The organism is Polaromonas sp., assembly GCF_036676035.1.
Taxonomy (GTDB): Bacteria; Pseudomonadota; Gammaproteobacteria; order Burkholderiales; family Burkholderiaceae_C; genus Polaromonas.
On record NZ_JAKFDR010000010.1, the window covers coordinates 57,098 to 79,220 of the forward strand.

General features: G+C 63.5%; 23 protein-coding genes. 10 read left to right on the top strand and 13 right to left on the bottom strand.

Features of this window, described 5'->3' with window-relative positions; genetic code table 11:
* Positions 1-230 precede the first annotated feature (230 nt).
* The gene (locus V6M61_RS02145; protein ID WP_332774909.1) at positions 231-848 is read right to left on the bottom strand and encodes an NUDIX domain-containing protein; all 618 of its coding nucleotides are present in this window, start codon (positions 846-848) and stop codon (positions 231-233) included.
* Positions 845-1,261, bottom strand: coding sequence for a DUF4406 domain-containing protein (locus V6M61_RS02150; protein ID WP_332774910.1), 417 nt, complete (start codon positions 1,259-1,261; stop codon positions 845-847). Before V6M61_RS02150 ends, V6M61_RS02145 begins: the two co-directional genes overlap by 4 nt.
* Before the next feature lie 156 nt (positions 1,262-1,417).
* Between V6M61_RS02150 and V6M61_RS02155 the strand changes: the two genes are divergently transcribed.
* From V6M61_RS02155 to V6M61_RS02175, 5 genes are all read left to right on the top strand, one after another.
* Complete coding sequence (locus V6M61_RS02155; RefSeq protein ID WP_332774911.1) at positions 1,418-2,173, top strand: DeoR/GlpR family DNA-binding transcription regulator; 756 nt, start codon at positions 1,418-1,420, stop codon at positions 2,171-2,173.
* 83 nt (positions 2,174-2,256) lie between these two features.
* Positions 2,257-2,898 carry an FMN-binding negative transcriptional regulator gene (locus V6M61_RS02160; RefSeq protein ID WP_332774912.1) on the top strand — a complete coding sequence of 214 codons (642 nt, stop codon included), beginning with the start codon at positions 2,257-2,259 and terminating at the stop codon, positions 2,896-2,898.
* 1 nt (position 2,899) lies between these two features.
* Complete coding sequence (locus V6M61_RS02165; RefSeq protein WP_332774913.1) at positions 2,900-3,145, top strand: hypothetical protein; 246 nt, start codon at positions 2,900-2,902, stop codon at positions 3,143-3,145.
* A 65-nt stretch (positions 3,146-3,210) separates the two neighbouring features.
* The gene (gene tadA, locus V6M61_RS02170) at positions 3,211-4,605 is read left to right on the top strand and encodes a tRNA adenosine(34) deaminase TadA (RefSeq protein ID WP_332774914.1); all 1,395 of its coding nucleotides are present in this window, start codon (positions 3,211-3,213) and stop codon (positions 4,603-4,605) included.
* 22 nt (positions 4,606-4,627) lie between these two features.
* Positions 4,628-5,578 carry an LD-carboxypeptidase gene (locus V6M61_RS02175; RefSeq protein WP_332774915.1) on the top strand — a complete coding sequence of 317 codons (951 nt, stop codon included), beginning with the start codon at positions 4,628-4,630 and terminating at the stop codon, positions 5,576-5,578.
* Between the two features lie 26 nt (positions 5,579-5,604).
* Here V6M61_RS02175 and V6M61_RS02180 read toward each other — a convergent pair whose 3' ends face one another.
* Positions 5,605-5,910 carry a hypothetical protein gene (locus V6M61_RS02180; protein ID WP_332774916.1) on the bottom strand — a complete coding sequence of 102 codons (306 nt, stop codon included), beginning with the start codon at positions 5,908-5,910 and terminating at the stop codon, positions 5,605-5,607.
* A 417-nt stretch (positions 5,911-6,327) separates the two neighbouring features.
* Between V6M61_RS02180 and V6M61_RS02185 the strand changes: the two genes are divergently transcribed.
* From V6M61_RS02185 to V6M61_RS02195, 3 genes are all read left to right on the top strand, one after another.
* Complete coding sequence (locus V6M61_RS02185; RefSeq protein ID WP_332774995.1) at positions 6,328-7,755, top strand: aldehyde dehydrogenase family protein; 1,428 nt, start codon at positions 6,328-6,330, stop codon at positions 7,753-7,755.
* 160 nt (positions 7,756-7,915) lie between these two features.
* Entirely contained in the window at positions 7,916-8,860 is a 945-nt protein-coding gene (locus V6M61_RS02190) for an adenylate/guanylate cyclase domain-containing protein (protein ID WP_332774917.1), read from the top strand.
* Positions 8,861-8,868: 8 nt separating this feature from the next.
* Positions 8,869-11,442: a penicillin acylase family protein gene (locus V6M61_RS02195; RefSeq protein ID WP_332774918.1), complete on the top strand. Its 2,574-nt coding sequence runs from the start codon at positions 8,869-8,871 to the stop codon at positions 11,440-11,442.
* 94 nt (positions 11,443-11,536) lie between these two features.
* Here V6M61_RS02195 and dsbD read toward each other — a convergent pair whose 3' ends face one another.
* The 10 genes from dsbD to gstA form a co-directional block, all read right to left on the bottom strand.
* Positions 11,537-13,465, bottom strand: a complete 1,929-nt coding sequence (gene dsbD, locus V6M61_RS02200) for a protein-disulfide reductase DsbD (protein WP_332774919.1) — start codon at positions 13,463-13,465, stop codon at positions 11,537-11,539.
* Complete coding sequence (locus V6M61_RS02205; RefSeq protein ID WP_332774920.1) at positions 13,462-14,175, bottom strand: DsbC family protein; 714 nt, start codon at positions 14,173-14,175, stop codon at positions 13,462-13,464. Before V6M61_RS02205 ends, dsbD begins: the two co-directional genes overlap by 4 nt.
* Before the next feature lie 3 nt (positions 14,176-14,178).
* Positions 14,179-15,825, bottom strand: coding sequence for a multicopper oxidase family protein (locus V6M61_RS02210; protein ID WP_332774921.1), 1,647 nt, complete (start codon positions 15,823-15,825; stop codon positions 14,179-14,181).
* Complete coding sequence (locus V6M61_RS02215; RefSeq protein ID WP_332774922.1) at positions 15,818-16,831, bottom strand: F510_1955 family glycosylhydrolase; 1,014 nt, start codon at positions 16,829-16,831, stop codon at positions 15,818-15,820. Before V6M61_RS02215 ends, V6M61_RS02210 begins: the two co-directional genes overlap by 8 nt.
* Complete coding sequence (locus V6M61_RS02220; RefSeq protein WP_332774923.1) at positions 16,828-17,505, bottom strand: c-type cytochrome; 678 nt, start codon at positions 17,503-17,505, stop codon at positions 16,828-16,830. The genes V6M61_RS02215 and V6M61_RS02220 overlap by 4 nt, the downstream gene beginning before the upstream one ends.
* A gap of 15 nt (positions 17,506-17,520) precedes the next feature.
* Positions 17,521-18,117, bottom strand: coding sequence for a ubiquinol-cytochrome c reductase iron-sulfur subunit (gene petA / locus V6M61_RS02225; protein ID WP_332774924.1), 597 nt, complete (start codon positions 18,115-18,117; stop codon positions 17,521-17,523).
* Positions 18,118-18,162: 45 nt separating this feature from the next.
* Positions 18,163-18,417, bottom strand: coding sequence for a DUF2933 domain-containing protein (locus V6M61_RS02230; RefSeq protein WP_332774925.1), 255 nt, complete (start codon positions 18,415-18,417; stop codon positions 18,163-18,165).
* A 33-nt stretch (positions 18,418-18,450) separates the two neighbouring features.
* A complete protein-coding gene (locus tag V6M61_RS02235) occupies positions 18,451-18,780 on the bottom strand; it encodes a P-II family nitrogen regulator (protein ID WP_332774926.1) in 330 nt (109 codons plus the stop codon).
* A gap of 180 nt (positions 18,781-18,960) precedes the next feature.
* Positions 18,961-20,061, bottom strand: coding sequence for an NAD(P)H-dependent flavin oxidoreductase (locus V6M61_RS02240; protein WP_332774927.1), 1,101 nt, complete (start codon positions 20,059-20,061; stop codon positions 18,961-18,963).
* Positions 20,058-20,666, bottom strand: a complete 609-nt coding sequence (gstA, locus tag V6M61_RS02245; RefSeq protein WP_332774928.1) for a glutathione transferase GstA — start codon at positions 20,664-20,666, stop codon at positions 20,058-20,060. Before gstA ends, V6M61_RS02240 begins: the two co-directional genes overlap by 4 nt.
* Before the next feature lie 109 nt (positions 20,667-20,775).
* On the opposite strand from gstA, the gene V6M61_RS02250 reads away from it, so the two are divergent.
* Positions 20,776-21,687: a LysR family transcriptional regulator gene (locus tag V6M61_RS02250; protein WP_332774929.1), complete on the top strand. Its 912-nt coding sequence runs from the start codon at positions 20,776-20,778 to the stop codon at positions 21,685-21,687.
* A gap of 78 nt (positions 21,688-21,765) precedes the next feature.
* Entirely contained in the window at positions 21,766-22,089 is a 324-nt protein-coding gene (locus tag V6M61_RS02255) for a DUF190 domain-containing protein (RefSeq protein WP_332774930.1), read from the top strand.
* The last annotated feature ends 34 nt before the right edge of the window (positions 22,090-22,123 follow it).

Sequence of the window (22,123 nt, forward strand, 5' to 3'; positions counted from 1 at the left end):
GGGATCGACCAGCGTAGCGGCTGGCGAGCCAATTGCCCTCGATGGGCAATTGGTGAGTGCGCGCAGCGAAGGGCGAGGATCGCGCGAGGCGTCAGCTCGGCGAAGCGAAGCCGTCGAGCGCGATCACAGGGTGCGCCGCCGCTGCTTGCTGCGCAACGCGGACGCTCTGGCGCCCCCCCGCGCAGCGGGATCGACCAGCGCAGCGACTGGCGACTTCATGACCGCCGACATCAACCAAAGCGCAATCGATCGAGTCCAGTGAGGGCGGCGTGTTGCAGGAGCATGATGGTCTTTCCATCCTGGATGGCTCCCGACGCCACCATCCGCAATGCGTCGTTCAAAGGCAACTCCACCACCTCGATATCCTCGCCCTCGCTTTCGCGGCCACCGCCTGTGGCAACGCGGTCCCGATCTTCGTACTCTGCAACGAAGAAGTGCAGCTTCTCGGTGACCGATCCAGGGCTCATGTAGGCCTCAAACAGTTTGCGCGGTGATCGCACGACGAACCCGGTTTCCTCCTCGGCCTCGCGGCGGATGCAGGTATGAGGGTCGTCGCCATCCAGCAACCCGGCGCAGGCTTCGATCAGTTGGCCGTCGGCGCATCCATTGACATAGGCCGGAAACCTGAATTGCCGGGTCAGCACGACCGAACCGCGTGCCACATTGAACAGCAGCAGCACGGCGCCGTTGCCCCGGTCGTAGGTCTCGCGATGCAGCAGTTGCCAGCGACCGTCTCGTCGCAAGTACTCAAAGCTTGTCTTCTTGAGGACAAACCAGTCGTCCGACAACAAGCGCTGCTCAACAATGCGAATGCGCTCGCTCGATCCAGCCGTCACAGCGTCGCTCACGGCGCCTCCAGCGCCGAGGCCCTGACGAACTGGGGAAGCTGGCTGACGTCGCTGTAGACGGGTAGGCCTAGTTCGCGGGCTCGCGACACGTCCAGATCGGCGCCGCGCGACTCGCCGGAGATGCGCAGCACGGCATCGCAGCGCTGCAGCAGCCGATGAGCAACGGGATACTGGTACGCACTGAACACCGAGTCACCGTGGGAACGGCCTCCGGCGGCGTGAATGATAGGCAGTGCCATCCACTCGCCCACCATCGGCAAGTGACCGCGCTCGTAAATCGGCAGGGCCTGGCTTTCCAGTCGAGCACGATTGGCTGCAATCTTTTCGGGGTCACCCCCCGTACCAGAGAGGTAGGGGCCGGCAATCAGTACGAGCAGCGGTCTCGTTGCGGCAAGGGATGTGATTTTTGGCATGGTCATATCGTGCAATATCGCGTAACATCATGCAATATCGTGAATTGTAAAACGTTCACTCATGAACCACAATCCCCCTGCATGGGCCGGTTTACCGAGGGTCGATAATCCGACGACCTCCGTTATGACTGTTGCTAGCCATCCTTTATTCAGACCATGCTGACCGTTCAGCGCAAGCAACTCATCCTGGCCCGCCTAAGCTCTGAAGGGCAAGTGATCGCCAAGGATCTGGCTCGCGAGTTCGAGACGTCAGAGGACACCATTCGTCGCGACCTGCGCGAGTTGGCGCAGTCCGGCAAGCTGCAGCGTGTCCATGGCGGCGCGCTGCCGTCCTCTTCGGCTGTGGGCGATTTGCGAGCGCGCGAGCAGGTATCCATCGAGGACAAGATCGAGCTAGGTCGCACGGGAGCAGCGATGATCCGGCCGGGCCAGGTCGTCATCCTCGATGGCGGCACCACCTCCATCCAGGTGGTGCGTCACTTGGCACCGAACCTGCGCGCCACTATCGTCACGCACAGCCCGAACGTTGCGGTGGAGGCCGCCGCCCACCTGCATGTCGACATCATCGTTCTAGGGGGAAGGCTGTTCCGTCATTCGATGGTCAACGTCGGTGCCGCGCTTATCGAAGCCGCCTCGCGCCTGCGGGCTGACCTCTATTTCATGGGCGTGACTGGCGTGCATCCTGACGCCGGACTGAGCACGGGGGACGCCGAGGAGGCTGCGGTGAAGCGTGCCCTGCATGAACGCGCTGCCGAAACAATCGTGCTGGCTTCGGCCGAGAAGCTTATGGCTGCATCGGCCTTCGCGATAGCCTCGCTGAATGAATTGAGCATGCTGGTCGTTCCGGCCAATACCCCCGAACGCATGTTGCGCACCTTTCGGGCGGCCGGCGTCAAGGTACGGCGAGCCTGATGGTCCAACGTTCGTATGTGGCCCGCACAGCGCTGACGATCCCGGCTGTTTGAAGCGGCCGGTTTTGGCCGATACTTCAGGCTATGTACCTTCCACCCCAATTCAAAGGCCAGACTCGCGAACACGCGGTTCCGCTCATCCAGGCCCATCCTTTCGCCAGCCTGATCAGTGTGGACAGCGCAGGTCTTCCTTACGTCACGCACCTGCCACTGCACCTGGAAGAGCGCGGCGATCAACTCGTGCTGCTGGGGCATGTGGCCAAACCCAATGCGCATTGGCGTTATCTGCAGGCGCGACCGCAAGCCGTGGCCACTTTCCTCGGGCCCCATGCCTATTTGTCGCCCAAGGTCTATCCCGACCTGGCGCGGGTGCCGAGCTGGAACTATCTGGCGGTGCACTGCACGGTTGAGGCGACGCTGATTGAAGATCCGCTGGCCAAAGACCGCCTGCTGAAAAAACTGATCGGCGACCACGAGCCGCCCTACGCCGAACAATGGCGGGGCTTGGGTGAGGAGTTTGCCCACAAGATGCTGGCCGGCATTGTGGGCTTTGAGCTGCTGGTCACGGATCTGCAATGCAAAATCAAGGTTAACCAGCACCGACCCGAATCGCATGCCGCCATGAAAGCCGTGTATGCGGCTGGCAATGAAAATGAGCAGGCGCTGGCGGGCTGGATGGATCGGCTGGGCATGACGTCGCCAGCGGGCGAGCGCAAGGAGAGCTGAGGTGCGCGCAGTTTTTGGCGTGTTGAGCCTGCTGATCGTGGCACTGGCGATCGGCGTGCTGGTAAAAAAGCAGCTTGCCGCCTCGTCAGCGCCCGCAGGGCTGCCGGCGGCTACCAGTGCGCCATCGAATTCTGGCTCCGGCGCCAGCCTTGGCCCGCAGCAGCAAAGCAACCAGGCCCAGCAGCAAATCAAGCAAACGCTGGAGGGCACCCTGCAGCAGGCCCGCCCCATGCCCGATGAAAAGTAAGTCAGTCAAATATGGCCCTGGCCCACGTTATAACTGCGTAGGTAGCTATTAAATTGATAGCAAATATGGATGACACCGACTTCATGCAACTGGCGCTGGCACAGGCCCGCGCGGCCATTGCCGTGGGCGAGGTCCCGGTCGGTGCCGTGGTGGTTCATCAGGGGCGGGTCATCGCCACCGGCCGCAATGCCCCGATCGACGGCCACGACCCGACCGCGCACGCGGAGATTGTGGCCCTGCGCGCCGCCGCCCAGGCGCTGGGCAATTACCGGCTCGACGACTGCGAGCTGTTTGTCACGCTGGAGCCCTGCGCCATGTGCAGCGGCGCCGTGCTGCATGCACGGCTCAAGCGCGTGGTGTTTGGCGCGGCTGATCCCAAAACCGGCGCCGCTGGCTCGGTCCTCAACCTGTTTGACCAGACGCAGCTGAACCACCAGACCCAGCTGCGGGGTGGGGTGCTGGCGCAGGAATGCAGCAGCTTGCTGCAGGATTTCTTTCGCCAGCGCCGGGCTGAGCAGCGTGAGGAAAGCCGGCTGGCCCATCCTTTGCGCGACGATGCCTTGCGCACGCCCGATGCCGCGTTCGAAGGCCTGCCGGGCTACCCGTGGCAGCCGAACTACCTGAGCGATTTGCCCGCGCTGGCCGGCTTGCGCATGCACTACCTCGACGAGGGTACTTCGACAGACTCAGTACGAACGGATCAGTTGACCTACCTCTGCCTGCATGGCAACCCGAGCTGGAGCTACCTGTATCGCAAGATGGTGCCGGTGTTTCTGGCCGCCGGGCACCGGGTGGTCGCACCCGACCTGATCGGCTTTGGCAAGAGCGACAAACCCAAAAAGGACAGCTTTCACAGCTTCAGCGGGCACCGCCGGATACTGCTCGAGCTGGTCGAGCGGCTCGATTTGCAAAACATCGTGCTGGTGGTGCAGGACTGGGGCGGCCTGCTGGGCCTGACGCTGCCCATGGCGGCGCCTGAACGCTACAAGGGCCTGTTGGTCATGAACACCATGCTGGGCACGGGCGATGCGCCTTTGCCGGCAGGCTTTCTGGCCTGGCGCGAGATGTGCGCGAAAAACCCGGAGTTCGATGTCGCCCGCCTGATCGCCCGCGGCAACCCGCAGCTGAGTGCGCAGGAGTGCGCCGCCTACAGCGCACCTTTTCCCGACAAGGGCCACCGCGCGGCGCTGCGCGCTTTTCCGCCCATGGTGCCGGCGTTTGAAGATTCGGACGGCGCGGCCCTCTCGCGCCAGGCGCGTGATTTCTGGCGTGAGCGCTGGGCTGGCCAGACCCTGATGGCGATTGGTGCGCAAGACCCGGTGCTGGGTCCGCCCGTCATGCAGGCGCTGCAAAAAACCATCAAAAATTGCCCCGAGCCCCTGGTGCTCGCGCAGGCCGGGCATTTTGTGCCCGAGCAGGGCGAGCCTATTGCCCAGCGCGCGGTGCATTTTTTCAAGTAACGGGGATGCGATACTCCCAGCCGTGAAAAAACATATCTACATTTACTCACCCTCCAGCGCTGTGCGCGACAAAGCCAGCTTCAAGCGCGGCCTGGCACGCCTCAAAGCCCTGGGACATGAAGTCGAAGTCGACGAGGCCGCTCTGGCCAGCCACCAGCGCTTTGCCGGAGACGACGAAACCCGGCTGGCGGCCATCCACCGCGCGGCCGCCAGCGGCGCCGATGTGGCGCTGATTTCGCGCGGCGGCTATGGGCTCACGCGCATCCTGCCCGAGATCAACTACAAGGCGGTGGCCAAAGCCATCAGCAAGGGCACCCAGTTTGTGGGCTTGAGCGACTTCACCGCGTTTCAAAGTGCCTTGCTGGCCAAAACCGGTGCGGTGACCTGGGCCGGCCCGGCGCTCGGTGAAGACTTTGGTGTGGAAGGCACGCCCGACGACATCATGGAAGCCTGTTTTGACGACCTGATCACCGGGCAGGGCGAGGGCGCCGGCTGGCAGCTGCCCAAAAACGCTATCAATTCAGTAGCTAACAGTCCAAATAAAACGGGGGCTACAGGCCATTTCAGCATCAAAAATGCCGTGCTGTGGGGCGGCAACCTGTCGGTACTGGCAAGCTTGGTTGGCACGCCTTATCTGCCGGCGGTCAAGGGCGGAATCCTGTTCCTGGAAGATGTGAACGAGCACCCTTACCGGGTGGAACGCATGCTGGCGCAACTGCTGCATGCCGGCGTGCTGGCACAGCAAAAGGCCGTGGTGCTGGGGCAGTTCACCAACTACAAGCTGGTGCCGCACGACAAGGGCTTCAAGCTGGCGGCGGTGGTGGCCTGGCTGCAAAGCCGGGTCAAGGCGCGAGTGCTGACCGGTTTGCCGTATGGCCATGTAGCCACCAAGGTGCTGCTGCCGGTGGGGGCCCCCATCGCACTGGCGGTGGAGGGCAGGGATGCTTTTCTGCTATGGGGCCACCAGCACTAAGAGCCTGTGGACTGAGCTTCAGGGCTTCAGGCCATCAGCTTGCTGGGCCGCGAGTTCAGGCCGGCGGGCAGCAAACCCGTGAACATGCGGCTCATGCGCTCAACCTTTTCGCGGGCCACGGTTTCGCCGTGGAGGGCGGCCAGCACCGCCATCACGTCACCGCGGGCGTACCACAGGCCTTGCACGTCCTGTGCGTAGCGAACGCGCCGGGTGATCCTGGGGTAGTTCTTTTCAGCGATCTCACCCAGCTCTTCGAGCATGGTCTGGCGGATTTCCTCGGTGCGGTCTTCCAGAATGGATGGCGTGACCTCACCTGAGCCAAGCAGGGCCATGAAACTGCTTCGTAAATTGGGTTTCAACCAGCGCATAGGGCTACAGGCTTTCTTTCGGGTATGGGCGAGAGTTCACGCGGGAGGACTTCTTCTGTTAGATTAAGACGCTGCCTTGGCTGAGGCAAGCAATTCGATGCAGTTTTTCGTGAAATGGTTAACGGAAAACAACAGTCAAATCAAGGGCTTAGTAACCAGATGTCATGTTAATTCTGCGTTTGAACGATGTTTAATTCTTTTGACTCCATTTTTAATCAACCGTTAGTCAAAAGTCGCCATATGCTCAAACACCATGCTGATATGACTTTTCCGGCTTTCTAACCGGCCCATGGTTTTGGGTTTGGCGCTCAGCAGTCTTGGCTTCTTTTCATTCCCACTTTCTCAATTTACCCAGCCTGGTGATTAGCCAGTCTCATGATCATGACCAACTATCCTTCGCACTACATCAACGGCCAGTGGGTTGCCGCGCAGTCTTCCGAAACCCTGCCCGTGCACGACTCCAGCACCGAAGCGCTCATGGCCACCGTGCCCTCGGGCACCGCGGCTGAAGCCGAAGCCGCCGTGCTGGCGGCCCGCGCCGCGTTTGACGGCTGGGCGGCACTGCCCGTGGAGACCCGCGCGGCTTACCTCGACAAGGTTGCTGCCGGGCTGAAGGCCAGAACCGAAGACATGGCAGTGGCCATTGCCCGCGAAGTCGGCATGCCGCTGAAGCTGGCGCGCATCGTGCAGGTCGGCGGGCCGACCTGGCAATGGAGCAACTTTGCCAAAGTGGCACGCCATTTTGAGTGGGAGAAAAAGGTCGGCAACTCCTTGGTGGTGCGCGAGCCGATTGGCGTGGTGGGCTGCATCACGCCGTGGAACTTTCCGCTCAGCCAGATCACCCTCAAGATTGCGCCCGCCATGGTGGCCGGTTGCACCGTGGTACTCAAACCCAGCGAAATTGCGCCGGTCAATGCCATGATCCTGGCCGAAATCATTCACGAGGCCGGCGTGCCGCCCGGCGTGTTCAACCTGGTCAACGGCGTGGGTCCGGTGGTCGGCGAGGTGCTGGCCACGCACCCTGAAGTCGACATGGTGAGCTTTACCGGTTCTACCCGTGCCGGCAAACGTGTCGGCGAGCTGGCCAGCCAGTCCGTCAAGCGCGTGGCGCTGGAGCTCGGGGGCAAGTCGGCCAGCGTGATTCTGGACGACGCCAATTTTGAAGCCGCCGTCAAAGGCACGGTGTCGGCCTGCATGCTCAACAGCGGCCAGACCTGCTCGGCCCACACCCGCATGCTGGTGCCGGCCAGCCGCTACGAAGAGGTCAAGGCGCTGGCGCAGGCAGCGATTGCCAAGTTCAGCATAGGTCCCAGCCTGGAGGAAAGCAGCAAGCTGGGCCCGCTGGTCAGTGCCGCCCAGCGCGATCGCGTGCTCGATTTCATCCGCACCGGCATTGCAGAAGGTGCCGATGTGATTGCCGGCGGCGCCGAGAAGCCGGCCATGGACAAGGGCTACTTTGTGCAGCCCACCATTTTGGGCATCAAGGCCACGGATACGCTGGCCCAGGAAGAAATCTTCGGGCCAGTGCTGGTCGTCATCACCTACCAAGACGAAGACGAAGCGGTGGCGATCGCCAACAGCACCATCTACGGCCTGGGCGGCGGCGTCTGGAGCGGCAGTGACGAGCGCGCGATGAAAGTGGCCCGCCGCCTTCGCACCGGGCAGGTTGACATCAATGGCGGGCCTTTCAACGGCAACGCGCCGTTTGGCGGCTACAAGCAATCGGGCAACGGGCGCGAAAACGGCGTGTACGGCTTCGAAGAGTTTCTGGAATTCAAGTCGCTCCAGCTCAAGCCCGCGGCGGTCTGAAGCCTGCACAAACATCGCCTGACGCCTGAAGCGGCTGGATGCCGCCCGGCATTGGCTTGAACCATGGTGACAAGCTACTTTTGAACTCATTTTTAACCCTTGAAAACAGGGTGACGTGTGATTTAATGACTGAAAAGATTTACACGCCAGAGAAAGTTCAATGACTGCAGTTACCGTCGTTTTTGCCGACCTGACAGGGAGTACCGGTGTTTTTGAGTCACTGGGCAACACCAAGGCGACCCAGGCCATCACCCGGCTGACTCACTGGATAGGCACGGTCTGCACGGCCCGTGGCGGGCGCGTGGTGAAGTACCTTGGTGACGGCGTGCTGATGGTGTTCCCCCAAAACAGCGCAGCCGTCGATGCGGCGACCGAAATGCAGCGCGTGCACAGCGAGCGCATCAGCAACTGGCCCGAAAAACTCCAGATGCGGCTGCAGATCGGACTGGCACGCGGCAAGGTGGTGGAGCAGGACGGCGACTGCTTTGGCGATGCCGTCAACGTGGCATCGCGCCTGAGTGACATCTCCGGACCTGACCAGATCTTTGCGACCGATGTGGTGATCCAGCATCTGCCGGATAACAACCAGGTGCGCTTTCGCAGCCTGGGCCCCATGGACATCCGCGGTCGCAGCGAGCTGTGCGTGGTCTACCGCATCGAATGGCAATCCGAGATGTTGTCCGAATTTCTGACGGTCCCGGCGGGTTTGACCACCATGAGCCACCAACCCGATTCGCTGCTTCACGGCATTGAGCTGTCGTGGCTGGACATTCACTCCTCCTTCGAATCGTCCCAACTACCGATTTTTCTGGGCCGGATCAACCAGGCGCAATTCCTGGTGAACGATCCACGGGTGTCGCGCTTGCACGCCAAAATCCTGTGGCATGCCGGCCAGTTCAGCATCGAAGACGTCAGCAGCTATGGCACCTGGGTCCGCTTTACGAGCAGCGATACCATCATTGCCCTGCGCCGCGAACAATGCGTCTTGTACGAGCCGGGTGAAATTGCGCTGGGCGCCCCTTTCGACGACCTCGCTGCACCGACAGTGAGCTTCAAGTTCACCGGCGATGCCGTTCAGCTGAGCCGGGGCACTTCGGAGCTTTAGGGTCTGATTTGATCTGGCTAAAACGGTTTTCCTGGACCTTGCTGTTGCTGGCGGTACTGCTGGCAGCAGGGGCGGGTATTTATGTGGCGCGCGCTTTTCCGGCGCTCGACGGTGAGCTTACAGTTCCCGGCCTGTCCAGCCGGGTCACGGTGGCGCGCGACAGCGCCGATGTGACTCATATCCAGGCGCAATCGCCGCGCGATGCCTGGTTTTCGCTGGGCTATGTCCATGCCCAGGAGCGTGGCTGGCAACTCGAATTCAACCGCCGCCTCATGCATGGCGAGCTGTCCGAAGCGTTTGGCGAGGCCACGCTGGAAACCGACAAGCTCCTGCGCACGCTGGGCGTGGTGCAGGCGGCCGAGCGCCAATGGCAAAGCCTGCCCGCCGAGGGCAAGCAGGCCATGCAGGCCTACAGCGACGGCATCAACGCGTTTTACGCGCACGGCGCGCAGGCCTTGCCGCCCGAGTTTCACCTGCTGGGTGTCAAGCCGGGCGGCAGCTCGGGCCGGCCCTGGTCGCCACAAGACAGCCTGGGCTGGTCCCTGATGATGGCGCTGGATCTGAGTGGCAACTGGGGCACCGAGTTTGCCCGCCTGTCCGCCGCCAAAGTGCTGGGCACCGGGCAGCTCTGGCAGCTGTTTCCGCCTTACCCTGGCGAGCCGCCGGCCTCCAAAACCGACTTTGCCAGGCTCTATGCGGACCTGGGGGTTTACCGGAGCAGCCCGACAGATGCTACTAAAACAATAGCTACTCATGAAACTAAAACAAGGGCTGGTGGCATTTTTTACCATCAAGAAAAGCCGGAAACAGCCGATGGGTTGAGCGCAGACATCCAGGCCTGGACGCGGGATCTCGGACTGGTAGAAGGCAAGGGCTCCAACAACTGGGTGGTGGCGGGCAGCCACACCCAAAGCGGCAAACCCCTGCTGGCCAATGACCCGCACCTGGCCTTGTCGGCCCCTGCCATCTGGTACTTTGCGCGGCTGCAGGCGCCGGCGGCTGCGGGCTCCACCGGGCCCGCGCTGGATGTGATAGGCGCGACCTTGCCCGGCCTGCCGTTTGTGGTGCTGGGCCGCACCGGCAAGGTGGCCTGGGGCTTTACCAACACCAACCCCGACGTGCAGGACCTGTACCTGGAGCGGATCAACCCGGACAACCCGCAGCAGTACAGGGTTCCGGCACCAGCAGGGAAAGCCGGGAAGATAGGGGAGTTGGCCTGGGCCGACTTCAGCACCCGCAGCGAGCTCATCAAGGTCAAAGGCAAGCCCGATGTGACGCTGGCCGTGCGTGAAACCCGGCACGGCCCGGTGCTCAGCGACGCGCAAAAGCCGCAGGCCGAGCTGCTGGACACCCGCAAATATGCGCTGGCGCTGCGCTGGAGCGCGCTCGACGCCGACAACCAGACGGTGCTGGCCGGCCTGCGAAGCAACCAGGCCCGGTCGGTCGACGAACTGCTGGCCGCGTTTGCCACCTACCACTCACCCATGCAAAACGTGGTGATGGCGGATGCAGACGGCAAAACCGCGTACAAAGCGGTGGGCAAAGCGCCATTGCGCCGCCCAGACAACGACATTCGGGGCATCGCCCCGTCACCGGGCTGGGATGCCCGCTACGACTGGGCCGGCTGGATTTCCTACGCGCAGACGCCGCAGACCGATGCGCCGGCCATTGCCGGCAAAGGCTGGCTGTCCACGGCCAACCAGCGCATCACGCCACCCGGCTACGCCTACTTCATGGGGCAGGACTGGTATGTGCCTTACCGTTATGACCGGATTGAACAGCTGCTGGCCGCCACCCCCAAACATGACCTGGCATCCATGCAAAAAATCCAGGCGGACCAGCTGTCAACGGCCACCGTCCGGCTGCTGCCCTTCTTGCAAAAGGCCTTGTCGGACCCGGCGGCAACCCATCCACTGGCCAGCGATGCCAAGGCTGTGCTGGCCGGCTTTGACGGCACCATGCGCGCCGACAGCGCCGCGCCGCTGATCTTTGCCGCGTGGGTCGATGAACTGACGCGCGGCGTGATCGGCGGCAAGCTGGGCGAAGCGCGCTTCAAGGCGCTGTATGGCAAGCGCCACTTTCGCAGCGCGATCGAAGACATCCTGGAGCGCAACGACACCGCCTGGTGCGGCAGCAGCGGCTGCGCCGTGCCCGCCGGTGCCGCACTGGACCGCGCGCTCACGCGCCTGCAGGCGCAGTACGGCGCGAAGGTCAGCACGTGGCAGTGGGGCCAGGCGCATTACGCCCTGTCGGCACACCGGCCTTTGTCCAACGTGCCGCTGCTGGCGCGGTTGTTTGATGTCACCGCACCCACCGGCGGCGATGCCTTCACGGTCAATGTCGGCCAGTACTGGCCCAACGACGGGAAAGCCCCGTTTGCCAACCGCCACGCCGCATCCCTGCGCACGCTGTACGACCTGAGCAATCTTGAGAATTCCCGCTTCATCTACCAGACCGGGCAGAGCGGCCTGGTGTTTTCCAGCCGCTACCGCGACATGCGTGACGACTGGGCTAATGTTCAGTACCGGCCCTTGCGCCTGAACCCATCCGGCATGGCGCATCAGTTGACGCTGCTGCCCTGACGCCGAACACGGCCTCTACGTCTTGACCAGATATCGAGTGGGGCTCCACCATGCGCATCATCCCAGTGCCGGCGTCGTTGCGGAACTCCCAAGCTCACGGCGCCAGCGCCCGGTCCAGCGATGCCAGGAACTGCTCCGGAGCCTGGTACCCGATCACGCGGAAGGCCACCTCCCGGCCCTGCTTGTCGAAGAACACGATGCCCGGTGGGCCGAACAACGAGAACCGCTGCAGCAGCGCGCGATGGTCCTGGGTGTTGGCGGTGACGTCGGCGCGCAGCAGGACTGCATCCTTCAAGCGGGTCTGAACCCTCGGATCGGCGAAGGTAACGCGATCCATCTCCTTGCACGACACGCACCACTCGGCCCAGAAATCCAGCATCACGAACTGGCCCCGGGCCGCCGCCAGCCGGCTGTCCAGTTCGGCCAGGCTGTTCACGGGCTGGAACGTGAGTTCCCGTCGGTCTATGTTGGCGGTGCCACGGAAGCCGGCCAGCGGCTGCAGGATGTCCCGGTGCCCCGCCAAAGCGCCGACCAGCAACGCGATGCCTGTCACCAGTGCGAGTATGCCGACGCCCTTGAACAGCCGCCTGTGGCCCGGCGCGTCCGTCGGCAACGGGTCGAGGGCACGCAGGTAGATGGCCGATACAACCAGCAATGCCGCCCACAGCAGTTGCTGGACGAGAACGGGAATCACCGGTGAGACGAGATAAATCGCCACCGCCAGCATCACCACGCCGAAGAGCCGCTTGACCGACTCCATCCAGGCGCCGGCCTTCGGCAGCAGAGTGCCGGCCGTGGCGCCGACGATGAGCAGCGGAACACCCATGCCGATGGCCAGCGCGAACAAGGCCACGCCGCCCAGAGCGACATCGCGCGTCTGACTGATGTACAACAACGCGCCCGCCAGCGGGGCGGCGACACAGGGCCCGACGATCACCGCCGACAGCACCCCCATCAGAAACACGCCGGCCACCCGGCCGCCCTTGAGCCGGCTGCCCGCACGGGCCAGCCGGCTTTGCAGGAGTGTGGGCAACTGCAGTTCGTACAGGCCGAACATCGACAGTGCCAGCAGCACGAAGATCGCGGCGAAACCGCCCAGTACCCAGGGGTTTTGCAGGTAAGCGGACAACAGCGTGCCCGCGAGTCCCGCCGCCACGCCGGCCAGCGCATAGGTGATCGCCATCCCCAGCACGTAGACCGACGACAGGCCGAGGGCGTGGCGTCGCGTCATGTGCTGTCCCTGTCCGGCGATGATGCCGGACAGGATGGGGATCATCGGCAGCATGCAGGGCGTGAACGCCAGCAGCAGACCGAAGCCGAAGAAGGCTGCGACCAGCGCCCAAACACTGCCGCGCATGAACAGCTGGCGAATAGGCCCGTCGTCCGACAGACCGCCGGTCGGCAAGGCCGATGCATCGGCCACAGGCACCGGCGAAGGTTCAGCGGGCGAGGCCGTGCCGGGTAGCGCCACGGTGAGCGTCTTCTCGATCGGCGGGTAGCAAACGCCCAGCGGTTCATTGCAGCCTTGGTATGAGGTGCGCAACTGGATCTGGTTCTCTTGCCCATCCGATCGCTTCAGGTCGATGATTGCCTCGAACGGGCGGCGGAACACTTCAACCGTCCCGAACGTGGGATCGGCCTTGGGCTCCCCCTTGGGCAGCGTCACCTTGGCGATGGCGACCGTCGGTGGTTGGACAACGCTGAAGCTGATACGGTCGCGGTAGAGGTAGTAGTTCGGCGCCGGCGTCAATTCGGCGATCAGCCTGTTCGCATCGCTCGCTCGCACCGCGATCTGGAACGCCTGGTCCGGGGGCAGCAATTCGGGCTCCGAGCCGGAGCCCCCCAGCCACTTCCTGATCGAGTCGAGCGGTTCCGACGCAGCGGCCGAGAACCCGGGTTGCGGCGACACAGCGGGCGCGGGCGGGCCGGATTGGGCATAGGCCGCGGCAGCCGCGGCAAGCAGCAGTCCAAGGATGCACCGTGCGGCGCGGGCCGAGGTGCAACGCGACAATCCTGTTGTCATCGTTTTGCCGCTCTCTGCAGCTGCGTTTCCAACTCGGCGCGAGAGACGGCGCCGATCACTCGGCGCCCGTCCTCGAGAATCGTCGTTGGTGTGCCGGTGATACGGTGTCGCTTCGCGAAGTCGGCGATCTTCGCAATCGGGTTGTCGCAGTTCGCCGAAGCAGTGGGTGCAAGGCCGGTGTGCATAGCCTCGTTCCACGCCTTGGCCCGGTCTTTCGCGCACCAGATCGCCCTGGACTTGGCCACAGCATCGGGGTGGAGCTGCTCGATGGGATACAGGAAGACATACACCGTCAGGTTGTCCATACCCGCAAGCGTCTGCTCGAGCGCCTTGCAGAACGGACAGTCCGGATCCTCGAAAATGGCGATCCTGCGCGCACCGGTGCCCTTGACCCGCTTGAAGGCCCAATCGAGGGGGAGACTGTTGAAGGGGATCGCATTGATCTGTTCGAGCCGGACTTCGGTGAGGTTGCGGTTCGCTTTGGCGTCGATCAGCGGGCCGCCGAGGAGGTACCGGCCGTCCTCCGTGATGTAGAAGACCTGGCCGTCGATCGCGGCCTCGAGCACGCCCGGAACCGGTGTTTTCGTGATGCCCTGGATCGGGCTTTTCGGGAAGGCGCGCTGCAAGGTGGCGCGCACCGCGGCGTCGTCGCCGCGGGCCGCCATTGCCACCGTCGCCGCCGCGATGACCATCAGCAGACGCGCCATCATGGGCTACTCCTTGACGAGGTAGTTGCGCATCAAGCCGGAGTCTTCATGTTCCAGCATGTGGCAGTGGTAGGGGAACAGCCCGGGGTAGTCGGCGAAGCCCAGCAGGATGCGCACATGCTCCCCGGGCATCACCAGCACCGTGTCCTTCCACCCTTCGTCGACGAAGCCGGCCTTCACCGTGCCGTATTGCCGCGAGAACCCGCCAGCAACAAAGCGCCCGATGACGCGGAACTGCAAGCCATGCACATGCATCGAGTGGGGCATGGTCATGCCCATCATTCCGGTCGCGGCATCGTTGCGAAACTCCCAGACCTCGTGGGTGCCCAGCTTGACGGTTTCAAGCGGGCTCGCACCGAGCATGTCGAAGCTTTGGCCGTTGATGCCCCAGACCATCATGCCCATGGTGAGCTTGAACACCTTGGGGCGGTTGAAGTTGACGGCAACGCGCGCTTGCGGGCGCTGCAGCCGGGACAGGCGTTGCGGCGGCGCGGCGCGGCCTCTCGTGCCGCCTCCGAGCCGCAGCTTGAGCACTGGGAACGGCGCGCCATCGGGCAAGGCCGTTCCACCCATCATCCCGCCCATCATGGCCATCCCGTCGTCGAAGGCGAGGCTTTGCAGCGTCAGTTCGGTGCCCGCGGTCCAGCGGCCGAAATCCACCCACAGGTCGATGCGCTCGGCCGGCGAGAGCATGATGTAGTCGCGTTGCAGCGGTGCCGCCAGCAAGCCGCCATCGGTCGCGATCACCGTCAGCGGCGACTGGTCATGCCACGCCAGCTTGTACATGCGTGCATTCGAGGCATTGAGCAAGCGCAGGCGATGGGGGCGGCGCTCGACCTCCAGGCTCGCGCCCGGCCTACCGTTGACAAGGATCTGGTCTCCAAGCACGCCCATCATGCGGGCCATCATCTGGCCCATGCCGCCCATCATCCCGTGGTCCATCATCCCGCGTTGTTCAGGGTTCTGCGATGCCGCACCGGCCGCGCTCTCCGACAGGTAGACGAACTGGTTGTCGTCGTCGAAGCTGCGGTCCTGGATGACCAGCGGGAGATCATGCGGACCGGTGGGCAGATCGAGAGCAGCCTCCTCATCGTCGCTGACCAGAAACAGGCCCGCCAGGCCGAAGTAGACCTGCTTGCCCGTGCGGCCATGGGGGTGCGGGTGGAACCAGTAGCTGCCGGCCCGGTTCATGACTGTGAAGTCGTAGACGTAGCGCTCGCCCGGTGCGATCGCAAAGCGCGGATGGCCGTCCATGTCGTCCGGCAGGTGCTGCCCATGCCAATGAATGATGGTCGGCTCCGGCAGCTCGTTGATCAGGTCGATGCGCACGCGCTGGCCCCGGCGCACGCGGATGATGGGGCCCAGGTAGTTGCCGGCCCACGCATCGAGCGCGCTTGCGTCGCCGCGCAGCAGCTTGCCCTGGTAGCGCCATACCCGCGTCGGCTCACCCGGACGAATGGCGACCCGGTCCTGTACCGCGTGCAGTTCGATGTGCACATCGATGCCGGCAGCGGCGCGCTCCTCGCCGCCGGCCCTTGCGCCCAAGCCCGGCAGGCCCAGCGCGGCTGCGGCCGCAGCGACGGAGCGGATCAGGACGCGACGCCTTTGACGGTTGAAGCGGAAGACGTCCGATTTGGCCTTTAAGTCACTCACGGGTCTTTCCGTCCTTCGCGATCTGCGTCCAGCTTCGCCCCTGGTCCTTGCTGAGAAACACATGTCGCGTGAAGGTGGCGATGGCAATCTCGCTGCGTCGAACGGGGTTCTGCGCGATGTACGCCACGGCGTCCTTGGTCAGGGCCGGGAGCGGGACCTCTTCGGCCTTGGCCCCGGCTTTCAATGCGATCCTCACCAGCGCCGCCTTGCCTGCATGGGTGCTGAACCACAAATGCTGCCCGTCCAGATCGAAACTTGCGGCGAGCACCTGCTTGCCGCCGGCCAGCCGCTCGAAGCTCTCGGCCGAATTCCGGGACAGATAGAGCCCGTCGTCCGCGCCGGCGGCAACGAGTGCGGCGTCGGTGGGGTGCACGGCCAGGCTGTTGAGCTTGGGTCCCAGCCCCTTGGCGGCGGCGCGCGTCCACTTCAGGCCATCGTTTAGTGTGTAGTAGATGCCGGCCTGGCTCATGCGGGAGTTCGGCAGGTGGTTGAGCACGTACACCGCGTTGGTCGCGTAGCTGGTCGCCAGCGTATGAAAGTCCGACTCGCCCGTGAGCCCGAGCTGCTGCCAGGTCTTGCCGCCATCGCGGCTCTTGATCAGGCCAAAGGGACTGGTCAGCCCGGAATCCGGTGCCGGGTGCCCGCTGCTGTACAAGGCGTCGCGCGTGGCGGAGTAGCCCATGTAGTCGTGCGCCGGCCCGGCCGCCTTGGACCAGCGTCCGTTCTCGAAGACGGCCAGGCCATGGTGGCTGGGGATCAGGAGCTGTTTGCCGTCCGCGCTGTAGGACAAGCCGTGGACGTGCATCAGTGTGACAGGCTCGCCGGCGCGAACCGGGGACGACGCGAAGACGCCGAGCATCAGCGCGAGCAGGACGGTGTGAAGGGTGTTTTTGTTGAGTCGCATATTGATCCTTGTTGTTGATGAAAAGGTGGTAGCCGTCGGTTTGTTCGTCATTCCATCAGCCGCCACGGCGGCCAGCATGAACCATTGCTTTTGAATAATCACGGGCACTCCTTGTGAATGAATGCCGAGATCTCCTCCGGGCGTGCAAAGACAACGGCGGCGCGGTCTCCCTGCATGCCGGTGCCGACAATGACCGGCTTGCCGGTCGACGGGCCCTCGGGGCTGCCATCCGTCTTGAACCGCAAATTGAATTCCCACCAGATGCGGGTCTTGCCGTCGCCGGTGAGGACGCGGTAGGCATCACCGCAATAGCGGATCGCGGTCACCTGGCTGGACGCGTCGACACGCTTGAGGTTCGGCAGCCCGCTCTCCGGCGCCGAGGCGCGACCTTTGGATACGGCCTGGAGATACGCCAGCAGATCGTCGCGCGTGCCCGGGTCCGGGATGCCATCGAAGAGCATGGCGTTACCGGGAATCAACGCCGCCGGGTTCCGCAGCCACGCATCCAGGGTTTTCTCGTTCCAGACGAGTTTCGAGCGCTTCAGGGCGTCCGAATAGCGGCCAAACCCGGCGGCGGCGCCTGCCCGACGGCCCCACACCCCCGCAAGGCTAGGGCCGGTCAGGTGGCGCCCTGGCGCGAACGAATGACAGGCCATGCAGGAACGCGACACCCGCGCGCCGCGCTCGACATCTCCGGCCCCATGAGACGGGGCGATAAACGAAAAGCCCCCGGCGATCACCAGAAGAGCAATGCGGCCTAAGCTGGTGACAACCATTTGCAATCTCCTTGATCAGGCCCCAGGGTCCACGCCGATGAGCAGCGTTGACTCCCCGGCGTAGTGATGCGGGGGCACCTCGAGGTTGCTGGGAGCGGGCACGTTCTTGAAGACCCGGCCTGCAAGATCGAACTTCGATCCATGGCAGGGGCAATAGAAGCCGCCCGGCCATGAGGCGCCGATGTCGGCGGCACCCGGCTCTGGTCTGAAGGAAGGGATGCAACCCAGGTGGGTGCAGATCGCCACCAGCACGGCGATATCCGGCTTGACCGACCGCAGGTCGTTGCGGGCGTAGTCGGGCTGCTGCCCCCGACGGCTCGAATGCGGATCGCTGAGCAGGTCGTCGTGATTGCGCAAGGTTTCGAGCATGCCCGTGGTGCGGCGCAGCACCCACACCGGTTTGCCGCGCCACTCCACGGTCCTTAGCTCGCCCGGCTTGATGGGTCCAACGTCGACCTCCACAGGCGCGCCGAGCGCGCGTGCCCGCTCGCTGGGTGCCATGGAGACCACGAAGGGCACGCTCGTTGCGACAATGCCCGCGCCGCCAGCCGCACAAGCTGCCGTGAGCCACACGCGGCGTGCAGGGTCTGGGAGGGTTGCCGTGTGTGACATTTGAAGGCCTCGCCTGGATCCAGTGTGGGTGGAATGTGTGGGCCGCTAAGCCTTGTCCGGATCGGCCTCGCGGACCCCGGATTTCGCCTTGCTTTCGCCGGGCTTGGCGCTCTCATCCTTCTTGCTGCCATTCATGCCCTTCATCATGAAGAACATCGCCACGGGGCAAATGAGCGCCACCAGAATGGGTGCGCTGGCCAGAATGAGCGCCTGGGCCGCAGGCAGTGCGAAGTAGGCGACTGCGAGGCCAACGCCTAGCCAAAGCGCCATTTTCACCATTGTTTTCATATCGCACTTCATGTTTTTCTCCTTTGAAATTGGTTGGAGAGACCTTTAAGTTGGCGGAACAGGCAAGACCTCGGTCCCGGTGCGAAGATGCAGGAATCTGTCCACGGGGATCACCGCCACGACGCCTGAGCCGGGGATATCGGAACGTCCGATCTCCAACAGGGCGTCGAGCAGCGGCTCCACTTTCGATTCCTCCGTGAAGATCTCGACCTGGGTGTGGTCGCTGAGCAAGTCGCTGGTAAAGAAGTTCTTGTACTCGCCGAAGCCCTTGACCTTTGTCAGCGTGATTCCCCCGACGCCAATGCGCCTGAGTCTCGCTTCCAGCGACTTCACGGCCTCGGGCGGGACAATTGCCACGACATATTTGAAGTTCATGATTTCCTCGCTGTTTTCCGTAGTTCGATGGGCATACAGAATGGGCGGGAGGGCATTGCGGGCCAGCGGGTTGACACTCGCTGGCCCGAACACCAGCGTCCCGTGTGCCTGAAGACCGAAGTCACCAGCATGGGGGTTCGACGCATCGTCACGATAAATGGTTCCCCCTCGCAAGCGGGCTTAACCGATGTGTTGAAAAACCCGCTTCAGTGCATCGTCGGTCTGCTGCTGCAACGCCTGCATCAGGGACTTGGCATCCCGGTGCTTGAGCAGCGGCGCGGCCTGGCCGGACCAGAACGACATCAGGTCCGTTCTGCCCTGGGCGATGGCCGCCGGTTTCATCCGGCCCGTGAGCCAGTTTTGCACCGGGTAAGGGGCCAAGTGGTCTTCATGCGCTTTCAGCTCGTCCATGAAACGGTTCTGGATGCCGCGTGCCAGCCGCCCACTGAAAGCGCGGGTGAAGGCGGTGTGCCTGGCCTCGGGGCCAAGCAACTTTTGCCGGTGAATCTCGCTGGCCGAGGACTCTGCACATGCCAGAAAGGCCGTACCGATCTGCACGCCCTGAGCGCCCAGCGCCAGGGCCGCCGCGATGCCGCGCCCGTCGGCAATGCCGCCTGCCGCAATGACCGGGGCCTTGATGGCATCGACCACCTGCGGGATCAGCGCCAGCGTGCCGGTGAGCGAGCTTTCGGCCGAACGCAGAAAGGACACGCGGTGGCCGCCCGCCTCAAAGCCCGTGGCCACCACCATGTCCACGCCGGCCTGGTCCAGTGCCATGGCTTCTTCGGGCGTGGTGGCCGCACCCAGCGTCAGGATATCGAGCGCCTTGCAGCGGCGCAGGATGTCGGGCGACGGAATACCAAAGACAAAGCTGAAAACCGCTGGCCGGGCCGCCAGCATGCCTTCAATCTGCTCGTCATATCTCGGGCTGAAGCGTTCAGGCCGGGCCGGCAGCGGTTCACCCAGCTCCTTGTAATAAGGGGCCAGCAGCGCCAGGTGGCGCTCGAAGTCCTGGTCGGACAGGGGCGGCTCCTCGCTGTTCTCGTAGGGCACCCACAGGTTCAGGGCGAAAGGGCGCTTCGTTTTGGCGCGAATGGCCTGGGCGGTCTGCTCGATTTGCGGGCCCGTCAGGTGGTGCACCCCGAATGAGCCCAGCCCGCCACTTTCGCTCACGGCGGTGACCAGATCGACCGAGGACAGCCCGCCCCCGAAGGGGCCTTGCACAATCGGCGCTGTCAGGCCTAGCCTTTGGGTCAGGGCGGTGGTTTTCCAGCGGCTCATGCGAGCAGTCCTTCCGCCTTCATGGCCTCGCGCACGGCGGGACGAGCGGCAACGCGCGCCAGGTAGCCCTGCAAGTGCTTGAGGTCGGCCAGGTCCAGCGACACATGTTTGGCCCAGCCGGTCACCACAAACAGGTAGGCGTCGGCCACGGTGAAGGACTTGCCCAGCAGATAGTCTTTGGCCTGCAGCTGGGCGTTCACCCATTCGTACTTTTTGCGCAAGACGCTAGCCAGCGTCTTCTTGGCGCTGCTGTCCAGCTCCGGGTTGAACAGGGGCGTGAAGGTTTTGTGCAGCTCCGAGGTGATGTAGTTTTGCCACTCCATCACGCGGTAGCGGCCCATGCTGCCGGGGGCAGGGAGGAGGTCGGAACGGCCGGCCTTGTCGGCAATGTATTGCGCAACAATCGGGCCTTCCGTCAGGCGCTCACCGCTGTCGAGCTCCAGCACCGGCACGGCGCCTTTGGAGTTGATGGTGTAGTAGTCGAGCCCGTGCTCGGTCTTGTGGGTGCTGGTGTCGACTTTTTCAAGCTTGAACGACAGCTGGGCTTCCTTCAGAACGATGTGCGGAGCCAGTGAGCAGGCGCCAGGGGCAAAAAACAGCTTCATGAGATTCCTTTAGCGAGCTTGGTTGGAAAAGCCGTATGCTATTGATGATACTTGGCGAGATAAATACGAGTTTGTTCAGTTTATAAGTTACATGACGTAATGAAAACCCATGAGTCGCCAATTTGATGACCTCCAACTGGGAAGCATTGAGCTCTTTTGCCTGGCGGCAGAGCTGAGCAGCTTCACGGCGGCCGCCACCAGCGCGGGCCTCACGCCCGCTGCCGTGAGCCGCTCCGTATCGCGCCTGGAAGAAAGGCTCGGCGTGCGGCTCTTCACCCGTACCACCCGGCAGATCCGGCTGACAGAAGCAGGGCGCGCGTACTTCGAGCAGGCCCGGCAAGCCCTGGGGCAACTGGTGGAGGCCGAACGTGAAGCCACCGGCCAGCAGCAGCTGCCCGCCGGCGTGCTGCGCATCAGCCTGCCGACGCCTTATGGCCACTACCGCGTGCTGCCGCTGCTGCCAGCCTTTCGCGAGCGTTATCCGGCGGTGCAGGTCGAGGTCAACCTGAGCAACCGCAACGTCAACTTCGCCGACGAGGGCTACGACCTGGCGATCCGAGGTCGTATCCAGCCCGATTCGGGGCTGGTTGCGCGCAAGCTTGAAGATGCCGGCCTGGTTGTCGTGGCGGCGCCGTTTTACCTGCAGCGGGCCGGCCTGCCGGCCTCGCTGGAGGCCTTGCAGCAGCACGACTGCATCCAGTTTTTGTTGCCCAGCAGCGGCCAGAAGATTCCATGGCTGTTCAGCCACGACGGCCAGGCGCTGGATGTAGTCACCATCGGCGGGTATTGCTGCTCTGAAGACCTGTTGGGCTGCGTGACGCTGGCCCGGCATGGCGCCGGGCTGTTGCAAACCTACCGTTTTATCGTCGAAGAAGACTTGCGCCGCGGCAGTCTGCAAGAGGTTTTGCAGCCCTTTGCAGGGCGTTCAAGACCGTTTTCGCTGCTGTATCCGCATGGGCGGCATCTGCCGCTGCGGGTTCGGCTGTTTATTGATTTTCTGGTTGAGAAGCTCGCCCATTGATCGCTTTTCAACCCATGCCGGCGGTGCTTCTATGACGGTGCTTCTATGATCTGATTTCAAACCGACTGGAGATGTGTCATGCAAGGCTATCAACTGACGTTTTTCACACAGCAAGACCGTCGTATCCACGGCAAGCCACTGGCTGAATGGCTGCTGACGGCGGCCCGCGACATGGGCATTCGCGGCGGTACGGTGGTGGCTGCTTCACAAGGCCTGGGACACGACCGCCGCTTGCACTCGGCACATTTTGTGGATCTGGCCGACCAGCCCGTGGAAATTACCTTCGCGGTGTCGCAGGCGGAGTCGGATCAGTTGCTTGCGCTGATGGCGCAGCAGGAAGGGCGCGTTTTCTACGTCAAAGCGCCGGTGGAGTTCGGAAGCGTCGGCCAGGCAGCGGACTGACTGGGCGCTGCCTCGTTGCGCTGTCAAGGCAAGG

What these genes read in the sequence shown, in the direction of transcription:
- V6M61_RS02150 (WP_332774910.1), bottom strand. Translation starts at nt 1,261, where the DNA reads ATGCCAAAAATCACATCCCTTGCCGCAACGAGACCGCTGCTCGTACTG.
- V6M61_RS02155 (WP_332774911.1), top strand. Translation starts at nt 1,418, where the DNA reads ATGCTGACCGTTCAGCGCAAGCAACTCATCCTGGCCCGCCTAAGCTCT.
- V6M61_RS02160 (WP_332774912.1), top strand. Translation starts at nt 2,257, where the DNA reads ATGTACCTTCCACCCCAATTCAAAGGCCAGACTCGCGAACACGCGGTT.
- tadA (WP_332774914.1), top strand. Translation starts at nt 3,211, where the DNA reads ATGGATGACACCGACTTCATGCAACTGGCGCTGGCACAGGCCCGCGCG.
- V6M61_RS02180 (WP_332774916.1), bottom strand. Translation starts at nt 5,910, where the DNA reads ATGGCCCTGCTTGGCTCAGGTGAGGTCACGCCATCCATTCTGGAAGAC.
- V6M61_RS02185 (WP_332774995.1), top strand. Translation starts at nt 6,328, where the DNA reads ATGACCAACTATCCTTCGCACTACATCAACGGCCAGTGGGTTGCCGCG.
- V6M61_RS02190 (WP_332774917.1), top strand. Translation starts at nt 7,916, where the DNA reads ATGACTGCAGTTACCGTCGTTTTTGCCGACCTGACAGGGAGTACCGGT.
- dsbD (WP_332774919.1), bottom strand. Translation starts at nt 13,465, where the DNA reads ATGACAACAGGATTGTCGCGTTGCACCTCGGCCCGCGCCGCACGGTGC.
- V6M61_RS02205 (WP_332774920.1), bottom strand. Translation starts at nt 14,175, where the DNA reads ATGATGGCGCGTCTGCTGATGGTCATCGCGGCGGCGACGGTGGCAATG.
- V6M61_RS02220 (WP_332774923.1), bottom strand. Translation starts at nt 17,505, where the DNA reads ATGGTTGTCACCAGCTTAGGCCGCATTGCTCTTCTGGTGATCGCCGGG.
- petA (WP_332774924.1), bottom strand. Translation starts at nt 18,117, where the DNA reads ATGTCACACACGGCAACCCTCCCAGACCCTGCACGCCGCGTGTGGCTC.
- V6M61_RS02230 (WP_332774925.1), bottom strand. Translation starts at nt 18,417, where the DNA reads ATGAAGTGCGATATGAAAACAATGGTGAAAATGGCGCTTTGGCTAGGC.
- V6M61_RS02235 (WP_332774926.1), bottom strand. Translation starts at nt 18,780, where the DNA reads ATGAACTTCAAATATGTCGTGGCAATTGTCCCGCCCGAGGCCGTGAAG.
- V6M61_RS02240 (WP_332774927.1), bottom strand. Translation starts at nt 20,061, where the DNA reads ATGAGCCGCTGGAAAACCACCGCCCTGACCCAAAGGCTAGGCCTGACA.
- gstA (WP_332774928.1), bottom strand. Translation starts at nt 20,666, where the DNA reads ATGAAGCTGTTTTTTGCCCCTGGCGCCTGCTCACTGGCTCCGCACATC.
- V6M61_RS02250 (WP_332774929.1), top strand. Translation starts at nt 20,776, where the DNA reads ATGAGTCGCCAATTTGATGACCTCCAACTGGGAAGCATTGAGCTCTTT.
- V6M61_RS02255 (WP_332774930.1), top strand. Translation starts at nt 21,766, where the DNA reads ATGCAAGGCTATCAACTGACGTTTTTCACACAGCAAGACCGTCGTATC.